Origin of the sequence: Stenotrophomonas sp. NPDC078853, assembly GCF_044901215.1 — a bacterium.
GTDB classification, from domain to species: Bacteria; Pseudomonadota; Gammaproteobacteria; order Xanthomonadales; family Xanthomonadaceae; genus Stenotrophomonas; species Stenotrophomonas lacuserhaii.
Genome location: NZ_JBJDOQ010000011.1, coordinates 109,112 through 123,596, shown reverse-complemented (window position 1 = coordinate 123,596; position 14,485 = coordinate 109,112). Strand labels below are relative to the sequence as shown.

Here is a 14,485-nt window from a genome sequence, read left to right as displayed (position 1 = left end):
CGATGCGCGGAATTATCCTCAACTTGGAAGGCGATGGATACGACGGCATGCGGGCATCCTACCAGTCGGCACGCTGATCACTGCGCTGGGCACGGGCATCGGCCGGGACGAGTACAACCCGGACAAGCTGCGTTACCACAAGATCATCATCATGACCGACGCCGACGTCGACGGCGCGCACATCCGTACGCTGCTGTTGACGTTCTTCTATCGTCAGATGCCTGAGTTGATCGAACGCGGCTATGTCTATATCGGCCTGCCGCCGCTGTACAAGATCAAGCAGGGCAAGACCGAGCTGTACCTGAAAGATGACCCGGCACTGGACAGTTACCTGGCCAGCAGCGCGGTGGAAAATGCCGCGCTGGTGCCCGCTGCCGGCGAACCGCCGATCGACGGCGTCCATCTGGAAAAACTGCTGCTGAGCTATGCCGGTGCACTCGAAGCGATTTCGCGCAACGCGCACCGCTACGATCGCCAGCTGCTGGAATCGCTCGTCGATTTCATTCCGATGGACCTGGAGCACCTGCGCAACGCACCGGCTGGTGAAGGCCTGGATGCACTGGCTGCCCGCCTCAACCAGGGCAGCCTGGGTTCGGCGCGCTTCAGCCTGGAACTGCAGGAACCAAACGACCAGCGTCCGGCAGCCGTGCTGGTGACCCGTCGCCACATGGGCGAAGAGCACATCCAGGTGCTGCCGCTTGCCGCGTTCGACGGCGGCGAACTGCGCGCGCTTTACCAGGCGGCCAACCTGCTGCATGGCCTGGTCCGCGAAGGCGCCAACATCAATCGCGGTGCCAAATCGATCGAAGTGACCAGCTTTGCCCAGGCACAGGCGTGGTTGCTGGAGGAAGCCAAGCGCGGCCGCCAGATCCAGCGCTTCAAGGGCCTGGGCGAAATGAATCCCGAGCAGCTGTGGGACACCACGGTCAACCCGGATACCCGTCGCCTGCTGCAGGTTCGCATCGAAGATGCGGTTGCTGCGGACCAGATCTTCAGCACCCTGATGGGTGACGTGGTTGAACCGCGTCGTGACTTCATCGAAGACAACGCGCTGAAAGTCGCCAATCTGGATATCTGACACAATCGAAGGTTGCCGGTGCCCGGATCAACGTGGCGCCGGCGTTTCTCCTTCTGCTGCAGGATGCGCATGTCGACAGTCACCCCGGTACCACCGCCGCCGCTTCCCGGCGCCCCTGCGCCTCAACCGCGTGCCGCCGGCTCACCGGTGGCCGGTTTCCTGATCGACCTTGGACTGGCGGCGCTCATCCTGTTCGGGCTGAGCCTGCTTGCTGGACTGCTGTGGGGCGCGGTGCTGGGCATGCAGGTCGGTGCAGAACTGGCCGCCAACGGTGCGCCAGCGCCGAGTCCGGACACCATCGCCACGCAGCTCGGCCAACCCGGCGCGCTGGCACAGATCCTGATGGCCCTGTTCGCCACCGGCGGCGCAGCGTTGATCCTGTACTTCTGGCGTCGTCGCGCCACGCCCGCCGAACGAGAAACCTCCAAGCGCGCTCTGGGCCGGCCGTCCACCTGGGGTTGGACCCTGTGGGTGGCGGCACTTGTCGTCATCGGCAGCAACGGCATCGGCTTTCTCGCCAAGCGGGCCGGTATAGAGCCGGTACCGACCAACCTCGAGTTGATGAGCAGCGCAGCAGCGCAGTTCCCGGTGTTCCTGGCGTTGTTTGCCGTGGTGCTGGCACCGGCGTACGAGGAACTGTTGTTCCGCCGCGTGTTGTTCGGCCGGCTATGGCAGGCAGGAAAGCCGTGGCTCGGCGTGCTCCTAAGCAGCCTTGCATTCGCACTGGTCCATGAGATTCCCGGAACGAGCGGCAATGGACCGGCTGAAATCGCCCAACTGTGGCTGATCTACGGCGGCATGGGCGCCGCATTCTGCTGGCTGTACCAGCGCACAGGCACCCTATGGGCACCGATCGGTGCGCATGCCTTGAACAACGCAGTTGCAATGACGTTGTTGATGGTTTTCGGCGCGACCTGAAAACGTGCGGCAATCCACAGCGCATGCGCGACATGCGCTGACCGGATTGACGAAAACTTAAGCCGTTTGAGTGGACACTCCCTGTATGAACACGGGGATCCGATCCATGAAACGACTGCTGCTGGCTTTTACGATTACCGCCTTGCTGAGCGCATGCGCCACGACCACCTCGCCCACCGGGCGCCGCCAGGTCGTCGGCGGGGTTTCGCAGGCCCAGCTGGACCAGTTGGGCGCGCAAGCCTTCGCTGAAACCAAGCAGAAGGAAAAGATCAGCACCGACGCCAGGCAGATCGCCTACGTGCAATGCGTGGTCAATGCACTGGTCGCGCAGCTGCCCTCGCAGTACCGGGGCGTGCGTTGGGAAACGGCGGTGTTCGCAGACAGCGAACCCAACGCCTTCGCATTGCCGGGCGGCAAGGTCGGGGTGAACTCGGGCATCTTCACCGTGGCCAAGAACCAGGACCAGCTGGCGGCGGTCATCGGCCATGAAATCGGCCACGTCATCGCGCGCCACCATGAGGAGCGCATCACCCGCCAGATGGGCGCCCAGACGGGTCTGTCGGTGGTCGGCGCGCTTGCAGGCGCGGCCTATGGTGAAACGGCGGCCAGCGCGGTGAACCAGTTCGGCGGCATGGGCGCACAGACGCTGTTCCTGCTGCCCGGTTCGCGTACCCAGGAAAGCGAAGCTGACGTGGTTGGCCAGAAACTGATGGCCGAGGCCGGATTCGATCCCGCCCAGGCGGTGAACCTGTGGCAGAACATGATGGCCGCCGGCGGTGGCCGCAGCCCGCAATGGTTGTCTACCCATCCGGATCCGGCCAATCGGATCCGCGAACTTCAGCGCGATGCACCCGGCCTGCAAGGCGTGTTCCAACAAGCGCAGGCGGCGGGACGTAAACCACGCTGTAGCTGAATATCCGTTAATTTGCTGTGATGCAGCACAGGAAACGATTTCTCAGGTCGCATAATTCTGATACGTTTGGCGGCTCAGATTTTTCTGACGTCCGTCATTGCTGCCGCTACGCGGTCTGATCGAGGTGAAAGATATGCTCCGTAACCACAAGCAAGCCCTGCTGACCCTGCTGATTGCGACCACTGTCAGCGGTGCCGTGATCGCCGAGGCCACCGCGCAGACGCGTTCGGCCGACCGTACGGAACAGCGCGAGCGTCGTGGCAGCAGCAAGGCCGCTGCGGCCGAAGTGCTGTTCCCCAACGCTACCCGCAAAGAGCCGGGCATGAAGTCCTCGCCCAAGCTCGGCAAGCAGCTGCAGAAGCTGGTAGACAGCTACAACGAGCAGAAGTTCCCGGAAACGCTGACCGAGGCCACCGCGATCCTGGGTAACAGCGCCGCCAACGAATACGACAAGGCGCTCGCCGCCCAGCTCGCTTCGCAGGCTGCCTACCAGCAGGACGACGTCGCCGCTTCCAAGCGTTACCTGCAGCAGGTGCTGGACGCCAACGCGCTGGACAACAACGGTCACTTCCAGTCGATGCTGATGCTGGCCCAGCTGCAGCTGCAGGATGACGACAAGGCCGTGCAGGCCCAGGGCCTGACCCTGATCGACAAGTATTTCGCTGAAAGCGGTTCGAAGAAGCCCGAGGAACTGGTTTCCAAGGGCCAGGCGCTGTACCAGCTGGAGCGCTACCAGGAAGCGATCCCGGTGCTGAAGGAGGCGATCGCTGCCTCGTCCGAGCCGAAGGATCAATGGAACCAGCTGCTGATGGCCGCCTACGCCGAAGCCGGCCAGACCGGTGAAGCGGTGAGCGCCGCCGAGGCCGTCGCCGCCAGGAATCCGAATGACAAGAAGGCGCAGCTCAATCTGGCGAACATGTACATGCAGGCCGACCAGATGGACAAGGCCGCCGGCGTCATGGACAAGCTGCGTGCTTCGGGCCAGTTGACCGACGAGCGCGAATACAAGCAGTTGTATTCGATCTACGCCAATACCGAGAACAAGGAAAAGGAAGTAATCTCGGTGATCAACGAAGGTCTCGAGAAGGGCATACTGAAGCCGGACCACCAGGTTTACCTGGCACTGGCCCAGTCCTACTACTACTCAGAACCGCAGCAGGTGGACAAGGCGATCGAGGCGTGGCAGAAAGCCGCTCCGATGTCGCCCACCGGCGAAACCTACCTGAATCTGGCACGTGTCCTGCACAGCGAGGGCAAGATTCCCCAGGCCAAGGAAGCAGCGCGTCAGGCCAAGGCCAAGGGTGGCCTGAAGAACGCCGCGGATGCGGACAAAATCATCAACCTGAAGTAAGTAGGAATAACGCCTGAATGCCTGCGCGAAGCGTGCGCAGGCACTCAGGATTGGTATAAGCTTGGAGGTTCCTGCGGTGTCATGCACCGCTGATCAGGGATCCCGCCCCCGGGCATCCCGGCCCCACAATCGAGCTCTTGGCGCATGACGGAACAACTAGTCTTTCACCGCTACGAAGAAACTGAAGAGAAGGGCCTGAGCTGGCCCCGCATCTTCGGCATCGCGTTTGTTATCGCACTGCATCTGGCTGCCTTCATGATGCTCCTCATTCCTGCCGTCGCCCCCAAGGCTGCTGCAGAGAAGGAGCGCAACGTGATGGTGACCATCGTCGATGCACCGCCGCCGCCGCCTCCGCCGCCGCCGCCGCCGCCGCCGGATGAGACGCCGCCGCCGCCGGTGAAGAACCTGTCGCCGCCGAAGCCGTCGCCGGTTCCGCCGCCGCCGCAGGCGCCGATCGTCGACGTGCCGGAACCGCGCCCGAACGATATCGTCACCCCGCCGTCGCCGCCCGCGCCGCCGGCACCGCCGACCTCCATCGAGGCCAGCGTCGATATCTCGTCCAAGAACATGAATCCCCCGCGTTACCCGCCGGCAGCATTCCGCGCTGGTATCCAGGGTGAAGTGATCCTGATCATCGATGTCGATGCCCAAGGCAACGTCACCAATGTCACGGTCGAGAAATCCAGCCGTAACCGCGACCTGGATCGCGCTGCAATGGAAGCTGCACGCAAGTGGCGCTTCAACGCAGCCGAGTCGGGCGGCAAGAAAGCCGCGGGCCGCGTACGCGTACCGGTCAATTTTGCTCTGAGCTGATGCACCGGGTGGCCGCCGTGCCACCCCGCTGATGGCTCTTATGATTAGCTACACCCTTCAACACCACACACAACAAAGGTAAGCGTCATGCTGCAGGAAATTTTCATCGCCGCTGCTGCCGGGGGCAACTCCAACGCCCTGTCGCAGATGGGCTTCGAGCACCTCATCCATGAAATGACCAGCCAGCCGGGCGACTTCGCAGTCTCCTGGGTGGTTCTGATCACCCTGATCGTGATGTCGGCCATGTCCTGGTACTGGACCGTGATCAACATCTTCCGCGCCAGCCGCCTTAAGGCCGCTGCCGACAAGGTCACCAGCCTGTTCTGGGATACCCCGAACGCGCAGGACGCCATCCGTGCGATGGAAGAACAGCCGGCTTCGGAGCCCTTCTCGAAGATCGCCCTGGACGCCGCACAGGCTGCCGCCCACCACCAGCGTGCCGAAGGCGGCGCAACCGGTGGCCTGGGTGAGACCCTGAGCCGTTCGGAGTTCGTAGACCGCGCCCTGCGTCAGGCCGTGACCCGCGAAAGCAACAAGCTGCAGTCGGGCATGACCCTGCTGGCCACCGTCGGTGCAACCGCTCCGTTCGTCGGTCTGCTGGGTACCGTGTGGGGCATCTACGGCGCGCTGATCAAGATCGGTGCAACCGGTTCGGCCTCCATCGACGCCGTCGCCGGCCCGGTGGGTGAAGCGCTGATCATGACCGCGATCGGCCTGTTCGTGGCTATCCCGGCCGTGTTCGCCTTCAACTTCTTCAGCAAGATCAACAGCGCGACCATCAGCCGTTTCGATACCTTCGCGCACGACCTGCACGACTTCTTCGCCACCGGTTCGCGCGTCCGCTAAGGACGCGCTGTACCCGGCACGAAGGTAGTTCACACCGATCTAGACGGAGCCCGTTATGGCTTTCAGTAGTGGTAACAGCGGCGGCCCCATGGCCGACATCAACGTTACGCCCCTCGTGGACGTGATGCTGGTGCTGCTGATCATCTTCATCATCACGGCGCCTCTGATGTCCCACAAGGTCAAGGTCGAGCTGCCCGAAGCCAACCTGATCCAGAACCCGGACGATGCCAATGATCGTAAGGGTCCGATCACGCTGGCAGTGAAGGAAGACGGTTCGATTTTCTGGAACGATGAGGAAATCGACCGTGGGACACTTGAGTCCCGCCTTTCCACCGCGGCCCAGCAGACCCCGCAGCCGCCGTTGAACCTGCGTGGTGACCGCACGACCAAGATGCGCGTCATCAACGAGCTGACCAAGGTCGCGCAGGAACAGGGCATGCTGGACGTCGGCTTCGTTGCGACCAAAGAGAAGGGGCAGTAAGCCATGGCATTCAGTTCTGGTGGTGGCAAAGGCCCCATGGCGGATATCAACGTCACGCCCCTCGTGGACGTGATGCTGGTCCTGCTGATCATCTTCATCGTGACCGCGCCGATCATGACCTACCCGATCGCCGTGGATCTGCCGCAGCGCGTGGTCAACCCGCCCCCGGTGACGGTTGAACCGCCGCCGCCGGTCGAGTTGCGCGTCGATGCAAGCAACCAGGTGTTCTGGAACAACAGCCCGGTCGCCGTGGGCGAACTGCAGCAGCGGATGGAACAGGAGGTCCAGCGTGACCCGACGAACCAGCCGGAACTGCGGATCGACGCGAGCCCGGACTCGGAGTACGACGTGATGGCCAAGATCCTGGCCGCCTCGAAGAACGCCCAGATGAAGAAGATCGGTTTCGTACAGCAGTAAACGCTACACGCAGTCCGCACTCATGACGCGACTGGAAAACGCCCTCGGAAACGGGGGCGTTTTTTTATGCGCGCTATCGGCCCACGCATGCTCGCGTATCATCCGGCGATGATTGCCTTTTTCGACGCCCTGCGACACGGGCTTGATGCCATTCCCCACCTCGGCAAGGGGATGGCGATTGCCTACGTGCTGTACCTGATCGGCCTGACCGGGTGGATCATGCTGCAGAAACGCGAGCCGGTGGCCACGCTCAGCTGGATACTTTCGCTGGCGGCCCTGCCGTATATCGGCCTGTTCATTTATTACCTGCTGGGCCCGCAGAAAGTAAAACGGCAACGCCTGCGCCGCGGCCGTTCGCGTTCCGGCATGGAGCATTACAGCAGCGTCTGCCCGCCCGATGCGGACTGCACCGAACTGGCCGCCATCGGCCAGGCCACCACCGGCCTGGCGCCGAGCAGCGCCACCGAAGTGGAATGGCTGGTGGATGGCGCGGCGACCTATGCCGCCCTGCTGGAGGGCATCAACCAGGCACGCGACCACGTGAACCTGGAGTACTACATCTTCGAACCGGACCACACCGGCACCGCCGTGCGCGATGCACTGGTGGCTGCTGCACAGCGCGGGGTGCAGGTCCGGCTGCTGCTGGATGCAGTGGGCGCCGGCAACATCCGCGCCGCGTTCCTGAAGCCGCTGCTGGATGCCGGTGGCGAGGCCGTGTGGTTCCATCCGCGGCAGCTGCTCAAGCCGTTCAAGCGGCCGTGGTTGAACCTGCGCACCCACCGCAAGCTGGTGGTCATCGATGGCCTGCTGGCCTTCACCGGTGGTATCAACATCACCGACGAAGAGAACGAACAGCGCGACCCGAACGCCTACCGCGACCTGCACATGCGATTGCGCGGCCACGTGGTGCGCAGCCTGCAGCTGGTCTTCATGGAAGACTGGTTGTACGCCAGCGGACAAGACGCACAGCAGTTCGACCAGGCGCGGCTGTGGCCACGTGAAACCCCGAGCCACGACGACGGCAGCATCAATGCGCAGGTGCTGGTGTCCGGCCCGGATTCCGGTTGGGAAACCATCCATCGCCTGCATGTGGCGGCGATCCACGAAGCCAAGCACCGGGTGTGGCTGGTGACGCCCTACTTCGTGCCCGGCGAAGCGGCACGCATGGCGCTGACATCGGCTGCGCTGGGGGGCCTGGAAGTGCGTTTGCTGGTGCCGAAGATGAGCGACTCGTGGTTCGTCACCCAGGCCGCGCGCTCCTATTTCGACGAACTGCTGCAGGCCGGGGTGAAGATCTACGAGTACGGCCCGCGCATGCTGCACACCAAGGCCTTCATCGCCGACGACGAGGTCTGCATCGTCGGCACGGCGAACTTCGACCACCGCAGTTTCCGGCTCAACTTCGAACTGTCCATGCTGCTGCGGGACAAGGACCGCGTGGCCGAGCTGGCCGGCATCCTGGACCATGAATTCGACAGCGCCACCCGCGTCCACAACGAACGCAACCGCGGCCTGTGGCGGCACCGCCTGCCTGAAGCCTTCGCACGGCTGGCCTCGCCGCTGTTGTGACAGCGGCGCTACACTGCGCGCTTCCGTCACCGTCCTGCCTGCCGTCATGACCCGCCTCAGCGTCAACGTCAACAAGATCGCCGTGCTGCGCAACTCGCGTGGTGGCCACGACCCCGATGTACTGCGTGCCGCGCAGGCCTGCCTGGACGCCGGCGCACATGGCATCACCGTGCACCCGCGCCCGGACCGCCGCCACATCACCGCCGAAGACGTACACGCGCTGTCCGGGCTGACCACCGCCCGCAGCGTCGAGTTCAACATCGAAGGCAACCCGTTCGCCCCGCCGCGCGAGGGCTACCCGGGCCTGCTGCCGCTGTGCGAGGCCACCGGTCCTGCACAGGCCACGCTGGTGCCCGATGGCGATGGCCAGCTGACGTCCGACCACGGCTTCGACTTCGCCGCCGACAGCGAGCGCCTGCGTCCGCTGGTGGCCTCGCTGAAGGCGATGGGCTGCCGGGTCAGCCTGTTCGTGGACGCCGGAAACCCGCTGCTGGAACGCGCGGCCGACGTCGGTGCCGACCGCATCGAGCTGTACACCGGGCCGTATGCCGAAGCGCACGCCGCCGGCGATGCCACCGCGATGCTGGAATTGTTCGCCACCGCCGCGCGCCGCGCACAGGCGGTGGGCCTGGGCGTCAACGCCGGCCATGACCTGTCGCAGGCCAACCTGCGCGCCTTCCTGACCGGCGTACCCGGCGTGCTGGAAGTCTCGATCGGCCACGCCCTGATCAGTGAAGCCCTGTACGACGGCCTGGACGCCACGGTCCGCAGCTACATCAGCCTGCTGTAACCCCCCTTGGTAGCGCCGACCCATGGTCGGCGGAAACCATCCGCCCCGTGAAACCCGACACCCGGTAGTGATGGCCGCTGGCCGTCAATCCGCCTCCCCGGTTCCCAGGTGGGTGACGACCGTTGGTCGTCACAGCTCTCAACCCACCCCCCGTCGCACCCCCTGAGACACCCATCCCCTACCCTGCGCTGCGCACACCGTGGCTTGCAGTGTCCTGTGCCCTGTCCCGGGATGACCCGAAGCCCTGTGGATAACCATGGGGGCAAGCCAAACCCCCATCCCCCGCCACGCCTACAGCCACCTGAATTCCAGCGCATTGCATACCCTGTGGTTAGCAATAATACTAACCGCACTCAGCTCAGAAGAATCCCATGGGTCGCCCCGATTCCATCCCCCACATCGCCATCAAAGGCCGCGGCAGCACCACCCACATCGCCGGGCGCTTCGAAAGCACGGTAAGCGAAGCGGTGGACGATGGCTGGGAAGCCGAAGAAAGCGAAGAGTTCCTGGCACCGCGCCTGCGCACCGAAGTGCGCGCCGAAACCGCCCGCAGCATCATCAGCCGCAACAACTCACCAGACGTCGGCTTCAGCCAATCGGTGAACCCCTATCGCGGCTGCGAACATGGCTGCTCGTACTGCTTCGCACGTCCCTCGCACGCCTATCTGAATCTGTCGCCCGGGCTGGATTTCGAGACCAAGCTGTTCGCCAAGACCAACGCAGCGCAGCTGCTGCGCAAGGAACTTTCAAAACCCAGCTACGTGCCACAGCCGATCGCGCTGGGCATCAACACCGATTCCTACCAGCCGATCGAACGCAAGTTCAAACTGACCCGCCAGCTGATCGAAGTGATGCTGGAAACCCGCCATCCGTTCTCGCTGATCACCAAGAACGCACTGGTCGAGCGCGATATCGACCTGCTGGCGCCGCTGGCCGAACAGAACCTGGTGAGCGTGCATTTCTCGGTGACCTCGCTGGATCCGCACCTGTCTTCGAAACTCGAACCGCGCGCGGCCGCACCGCATGCACGGCTGCGTGCGATGCGCCGTCTGCATGAGGCCGGCATCCCGGTCGGGGTGATGGTGGCGCCGGTGATTCCGTGGATCAACGATGCCGAACTGGAAGCCGTACTGGAAGCCGCGCGCGATGCCGGTGCATCCAGTGCCGGCTATGTGCTGCTGCGCCTGCCACTGGAAGTGGCGCCGCTGTTCCGCGATTGGCTGGAGACGCATTACCCGGACCGCGCCACGCACGTGATGAGCACCATCAACCAGCTGCGCGGCGGCAAGGACTACGACAGCCAGTTCGGCACCCGCATGCGCGGCCAGGGCGTGTATGCGGACCTGCTGTCGAACCGCTTCAAGCTGGCGCGCAGGCGACTGGGATTCGATGCGCAGAACAGCCACTGGCCGAAGCTGGATTGCACGAAGTTCGAGCGGCCCGCACCGCCGAAGGCGGATTCGCCGCAGGGGTCGTTGTTCTAGGGGCGGTCAGCCTCGCGCGAGGCTCGACACAACATCCAGCGTTGCCGGTGATCTGCCCAGATCATCACTGGATGTTGGGATAAATAATCACCCAGTGCATGATGACGAAATTGACCATGCCATGAATGATGGCTCGCTGACAGGTGTCAAGCCTAAGGAGGAAGATCCCCAAGGTGACGTAGAGCCCGAACAGGAACGATGAGAAGACTGCGTCGGTGTGAGCAGCGGCAAACAGTGCGCACACCGCAAGTGTCCCTAGGATTTTTCCAAGGAAATGAGACGCACCAGATTGCAGCAGATGCCGGACAACTTTCTCTTCATAGAGTGGCGCGACAATGCAACTGGTAACGACGCCTAGCAGATAGTTCGCCAGAGGGATCTGATCCCAGGTGAGCAGCGTCGACTCGTTGCGAGCTGGATACGCAACCAGTGCGACCCAAGCAGCTCCGCCAACCAGGCCGAGCGCGACCAAAGCCATCACAAGCTTGGCGGACCACCGAGCCCGTTCTTCGCGCGGGAACATCCATAGGCAAGCAGCAAAGGCCAGCGCCTCAGTCATCGCCTTTGATCCAAAGACCTCAAAAGCATCCAGAACAACACGCGCAGCCCCAATCGCCACGGTTGACATGAGCGCCACGAATATGAAGTTCTCAGGCGTCTCTGCGGGCTTCCAGCGTAACGACATGCAGACGAGCATCCTTGTTCTAACGTTTTTCCCGACTACCGAAGCCTTGGCGCTCTCGGGCGGAGGCAAGCATAGCGCTTACGCTGTGCTTGGCTGACCATCACGTAGTGAGATCATGCCGGCCGCGCCAATGCTGGAGGCGCTTCCAGTCCAACAATCATGCCAGCAGCGACACCTGCACGCCCACTGCAATTCACAGTTTTTCTCATGGACGCAGATGCACACCGCTGTGCACGATGACCGGGCTGGTGCCGAACGTGCCAGCCGGGATTGGCTTCCCGTCATCTTCTGAAACTGATTACCTCTGTTGCAGCCTCCGGGCTTGGCGGAGAATGCACCGCACTGCCGGTCATACGGCGGGCGGTGCGCGGGGATTCCGATCCGCGGGTTTTTATGGTTTCAGAAGTTCCGGTACGCCAACCCGCATCGCCCGCCACCTCGCGCTCCGGCGCAGGTGGCCCATGCCATGCGAGCCCCTTTCGATGTCCATGCCGCCCGTGCACGTGTCCTTCTTCGCGATCTCCAGGTCGTTCCGATGAAGGCCGGTCGCGCTACGTTGTCCTATGCGGAAATGGAAGCGGCAGGTCACTTCGACCGGCCCTGCACGCCGCATGCGGTGATTGAGTACTTGAACGCGTGCATCGGCGACAGCCAGGGTGATGCAGAGATCCCCGGCGAGGCGATTGCTTACGTCGCCGGTGAGGAAGATCTGCGTGCCATCGCGCGTGAATGCAGGTTGCCTGTCGAGGTGTGCGTCGCCAGTTGTCCGGCCGACGCACGTTGACGTTGCGCACGATGATGGGCGCGCTGCGCGCACTGGGATTCCAGCTGCGCGTGGAACTGGCAGGGTAGCGCCGAGCCACGCTCGGCGAGCGCAGCGGTCTGGCTGTCAGGAAACGGCAAGAGCGTGACGACCAACGGTCGTCACCCACCGAGGCAGGTCGTCACCCACCGAGGCAGGTCGTCATCCACCGAGGCAGGTCGTCACCCACCCACCGGGCGACCTGTCAGCGTCGATGAGCGTTTTCTGAAAGGCAGTTCGCGTCGTGTCGCGGAAGATAGGCGCCGTGCAGAGGCAACGCCAGCCAATATCGACTCCATCAATCGAATTGAGGACGCAACGCCCCACGGAAGGCGGGCCCATGAGCAGGACGCTCGCTGCCAAGCATCCTCATCTCCCCGGGCGTAGCTGCACATGTCGGCCAAGGGAAAGGTGGACACGTGTGCGTTCAGCGCCCGGGGAGAGGGGGACCTTAGCCGCCGTACAGCTTCTGCGCGGACTGGAACAGGATCCAGCTGGTGGCGATGACCTTGTCGCCGCCCTGCGGACGATTGCCGCGATGGGTATGGGTGAAGGCGGTCGGCGCGATCAGCAGGCTGCCGGTGCGCGGGGTGACCTTGCGCTGCTGGAAATGAAACTCGGTCTCGCCCTCTTCGAAGTCATCATTGAGGTACAGCGTCCACAGCAGATGGCGGTGCAGGGTTTCCGCCTTCTCGTCCTTCGGATACAGCTCGCAATGCCAGTAGGGGTAACCGCCCTCGCCTGCTGCGTACCATTGCAGGTTGATCGCGCCCGGACGCAGGCAGGTGCGCGCAAGATCCGACAGCGCGGCCGGGCTCATGTCGGGGAAGTCGTCCGCCGTGAGGCGCTTGGGCTGGCCGTTGCTGTCTTGGATCTGCAACATCAGCGGCGCGATCAGTGCCTGTGGATAACGGCGTAGATAAGTCAAAAGCCCGTTGAAAACGGCCTGCTGCAGGACGTTTTCAACATCCGCCCAGTCGGCCAGCCCGCTGATGCGGAGATCCTTGCTGCGCTTGAGTTCGGGGAATACACCACTGCCTACCGCACCCGGTTGCAGGCGGTCACTTGCGCGCAGTCGCGCCGCGATCGCCGCGCACACATCGGCGGGCACGGCGTTGTGGATCACTTCAATGAAATCAACAGGGTCCTGCGTCTGCATGCCTGGATCCTTCGCCAGCGGGCCTTTGATGGTGCCCACTGGCGCAGGGGTTGTCACGCCACGGACATGTGCGACGGCTTGCCGACGCCAGGCAACGGCCAGGCGAGCAAGCTCGCCTGCTACTCAGGTTGGGGACGCGTCGTGCTGCTGGTGGTACTGCACCGCGGCGGCGACTTCATCGCGCGAGCCGAGGAAGACCGGCACGCGCTGGTGCAGCTGGTCCGGCTGGATGTCCAGGATCCGCGCACGCCCGGTCGAGGCGGCGCCGCCGGCCTGTTCCACCAGCAGGCCCATCGGGTTGGCTTCGTACATCAGGCGCAGCTTGCCGGCCTTGGACGGATCCTTCTTGTCCCACGGGTAGATGAAGATGCCACCGCGGGTCAGGATGCGATGCACGTCGGCCACCATGCTGGCGATCCAGCGCATGTTGAAATCCTTGCCGCGCGCGCCTTCCTTGCCTTCCAGCAGATCGGCCACGTAGGCCTGCATCGGGGCTTCCCAATGCCGCTGGTTGGACATGTTGATGGCGAACTCCTGGGTGGCCGCCGGGATCTGCATGCCCTGGGTGGTCAGCACGAACTCGCCGGTCTCGCGGTCCAGGGTGAAGGCATGGGTGCCGTGGCCGACGGTCAGCACCATCTGCGTGCTCGGCCCGTAGATGCAGTAACCGGCGGCGATCTGCGCCGTACCCGGCTGCAGGAAGCTCTCGTCACTGGGGCATTCGACGTCCTTCGGGCAGCGCAGCACGGAGAAGATGGTGCCCACGGACACGTTCACGTCGATGTTGGAGCTGCCATCGAGCGGATCGAACAACAACAGGAAATCACCGCGCGGATAGATGTCCGGCACCGGCTGCGAATGGTCCATCTCCTCCGACGCGCAGGCGGCCAGGTGACCGCCCCAGGCATTGGCTTCCAGCAGGATCTCGTTGCTGATCACATCCAGTTTCTTCTGCGCTTCACCCTGCACGTTGCCGGTGCCGGCTTCGCCGAGCACGCCGCCGAGCGCGCCCTTGCTGACCGCGATGGAGATGTTGGTGCAGGCACGCCCGACCACGGCGATCAGCTGGCGCAGGTCGGCATTGATGCGGCCGGCATGCTGTTCCTGGATGAGATACCGGGTCAACGACGTACGGGACATGGGCAGGGCTCGAGCGACGGAAAGATGCGTCTATTGTCG

At 63.6% G+C, this 14,485-nt stretch carries 14 protein-coding genes and 1 pseudogene; 12 read left to right on the top strand and 3 right to left on the bottom strand.

Going from position 1 to position 14,485, the window contains the following annotated elements; all coding sequences use genetic code 11:
- The 11 genes and pseudogenes from ACI2JH_RS12530 to ACI2JH_RS12480 form a co-directional block, all read left to right on the top strand.
- Positions 1-1,078 (top strand): annotated as a pseudogene (locus ACI2JH_RS12530) (toprim domain-containing protein); the annotation flags it as partial.
- A 69-nt stretch (positions 1,079-1,147) separates the two neighbouring features.
- Complete coding sequence (locus tag ACI2JH_RS12525; RefSeq protein ID WP_349998583.1) at positions 1,148-1,996, top strand: CPBP family intramembrane glutamic endopeptidase; 849 nt, start codon at positions 1,148-1,150, stop codon at positions 1,994-1,996.
- Between the two features lie 106 nt (positions 1,997-2,102).
- Positions 2,103-2,909, top strand: coding sequence for a M48 family metallopeptidase (locus tag ACI2JH_RS12520; protein WP_404736336.1), 807 nt, complete (start codon positions 2,103-2,105; stop codon positions 2,907-2,909).
- 133 nt (positions 2,910-3,042) lie between these two features.
- Entirely contained in the window at positions 3,043-4,260 is a 1,218-nt protein-coding gene (locus ACI2JH_RS12515; RefSeq protein WP_101098164.1) for a tetratricopeptide repeat protein, read from the top strand.
- Between the two features lie 255 nt (positions 4,261-4,515).
- Positions 4,516-5,073, top strand: coding sequence for an energy transducer TonB (locus ACI2JH_RS12510; RefSeq protein WP_182656635.1), 558 nt, complete (start codon positions 4,516-4,518; stop codon positions 5,071-5,073).
- An 87-nt stretch (positions 5,074-5,160) separates the two neighbouring features.
- Positions 5,161-5,919 carry a TonB-system energizer ExbB gene (gene exbB, locus ACI2JH_RS12505; RefSeq protein WP_042612136.1) on the top strand — a complete coding sequence of 253 codons (759 nt, stop codon included), beginning with the start codon at positions 5,161-5,163 and terminating at the stop codon, positions 5,917-5,919.
- Positions 5,920-5,974: 55 nt separating this feature from the next.
- Complete coding sequence (locus ACI2JH_RS12500; protein WP_042612135.1) at positions 5,975-6,400, top strand: biopolymer transporter ExbD; 426 nt, start codon at positions 5,975-5,977, stop codon at positions 6,398-6,400.
- A 3-nt stretch (positions 6,401-6,403) separates the two neighbouring features.
- On the top strand, positions 6,404-6,817 hold the full coding sequence (locus ACI2JH_RS12495; RefSeq protein WP_404736335.1) for an ExbD/TolR family protein: 414 nt from the start codon (positions 6,404-6,406) through the stop codon (positions 6,815-6,817).
- A 108-nt stretch (positions 6,818-6,925) separates the two neighbouring features.
- Positions 6,926-8,386 carry a cardiolipin synthase gene (gene cls, locus ACI2JH_RS12490; RefSeq protein ID WP_404736352.1) on the top strand — a complete coding sequence of 487 codons (1,461 nt, stop codon included), beginning with the start codon at positions 6,926-6,928 and terminating at the stop codon, positions 8,384-8,386.
- 46 nt (positions 8,387-8,432) lie between these two features.
- Entirely contained in the window at positions 8,433-9,176 is a 744-nt protein-coding gene (locus ACI2JH_RS12485; protein ID WP_404736334.1) for a pyridoxine 5'-phosphate synthase, read from the top strand.
- Between the two features lie 371 nt (positions 9,177-9,547).
- Positions 9,548-10,660: a PA0069 family radical SAM protein gene (locus ACI2JH_RS12480; protein ID WP_404736333.1), complete on the top strand. Its 1,113-nt coding sequence runs from the start codon at positions 9,548-9,550 to the stop codon at positions 10,658-10,660.
- A 64-nt stretch (positions 10,661-10,724) separates the two neighbouring features.
- Here the strand turns inward: ACI2JH_RS12480 and ACI2JH_RS12475 are convergent, their stop codons facing one another.
- Positions 10,725-11,345: a type II CAAX prenyl endopeptidase Rce1 family protein gene (locus ACI2JH_RS12475; protein ID WP_223181737.1), complete on the bottom strand. Its 621-nt coding sequence runs from the start codon at positions 11,343-11,345 to the stop codon at positions 10,725-10,727.
- 535 nt (positions 11,346-11,880) lie between these two features.
- Between ACI2JH_RS12475 and ACI2JH_RS12470 the strand changes: the two genes are divergently transcribed.
- Positions 11,881-12,129, top strand: a complete 249-nt coding sequence (locus ACI2JH_RS12470) for a hypothetical protein (RefSeq protein WP_404736332.1) — start codon at positions 11,881-11,883, stop codon at positions 12,127-12,129.
- Between the two features lie 469 nt (positions 12,130-12,598).
- On the opposite strand, the gene ACI2JH_RS12465 is transcribed toward ACI2JH_RS12470, so the two are convergent.
- Entirely contained in the window at positions 12,599-13,306 is a 708-nt protein-coding gene (locus tag ACI2JH_RS12465; protein ID WP_404736331.1) for a 2OG-Fe(II) oxygenase, read from the bottom strand.
- A 123-nt stretch (positions 13,307-13,429) separates the two neighbouring features.
- Positions 13,430-14,446, bottom strand: a complete 1,017-nt coding sequence (locus ACI2JH_RS12460) for a class 1 fructose-bisphosphatase (RefSeq protein ID WP_182656587.1) — start codon at positions 14,444-14,446, stop codon at positions 13,430-13,432.
- Between the last annotated feature and the right edge of the window lie 39 nt (positions 14,447-14,485).

Bases quoted from the DNA above. Each gene is read 5' to 3' on its own strand.
- ACI2JH_RS12525 (WP_349998583.1), top strand. From the start codon at position 1,148: ATGTCGACAGTCACCCCGGTACCACCGCCGCCGCTTCCCGGCGCCCCT.
- ACI2JH_RS12480 (WP_404736333.1), top strand. From the start codon at position 9,548: ATGGGTCGCCCCGATTCCATCCCCCACATCGCCATCAAAGGCCGCGGC.
- ACI2JH_RS12520 (WP_404736336.1), top strand. From the start codon at position 2,103: ATGAAACGACTGCTGCTGGCTTTTACGATTACCGCCTTGCTGAGCGCA.
- ACI2JH_RS12510 (WP_182656635.1), top strand. From the start codon at position 4,516: ATGATGCTCCTCATTCCTGCCGTCGCCCCCAAGGCTGCTGCAGAGAAG.
- ACI2JH_RS12485 (WP_404736334.1), top strand. From the start codon at position 8,433: ATGACCCGCCTCAGCGTCAACGTCAACAAGATCGCCGTGCTGCGCAAC.
- ACI2JH_RS12465 (WP_404736331.1), bottom strand. From the start codon at position 13,306: ATGCAGACGCAGGACCCTGTTGATTTCATTGAAGTGATCCACAACGCC.
- ACI2JH_RS12515 (WP_101098164.1), top strand. From the start codon at position 3,043: ATGCTCCGTAACCACAAGCAAGCCCTGCTGACCCTGCTGATTGCGACC.
- cls (WP_404736352.1), top strand. From the start codon at position 6,926: ATGATTGCCTTTTTCGACGCCCTGCGACACGGGCTTGATGCCATTCCC.
- ACI2JH_RS12475 (WP_223181737.1), bottom strand. From the start codon at position 11,345: ATGTCGTTACGCTGGAAGCCCGCAGAGACGCCTGAGAACTTCATATTC.
- ACI2JH_RS12460 (WP_182656587.1), bottom strand. From the start codon at position 14,446: ATGTCCCGTACGTCGTTGACCCGGTATCTCATCCAGGAACAGCATGCC.
- ACI2JH_RS12470 (WP_404736332.1), top strand. From the start codon at position 11,881: ATGAAGGCCGGTCGCGCTACGTTGTCCTATGCGGAAATGGAAGCGGCA.
- exbB (WP_042612136.1), top strand. From the start codon at position 5,161: ATGCTGCAGGAAATTTTCATCGCCGCTGCTGCCGGGGGCAACTCCAAC.
- ACI2JH_RS12500 (WP_042612135.1), top strand. From the start codon at position 5,975: ATGGCTTTCAGTAGTGGTAACAGCGGCGGCCCCATGGCCGACATCAAC.
- ACI2JH_RS12495 (WP_404736335.1), top strand. From the start codon at position 6,404: ATGGCATTCAGTTCTGGTGGTGGCAAAGGCCCCATGGCGGATATCAAC.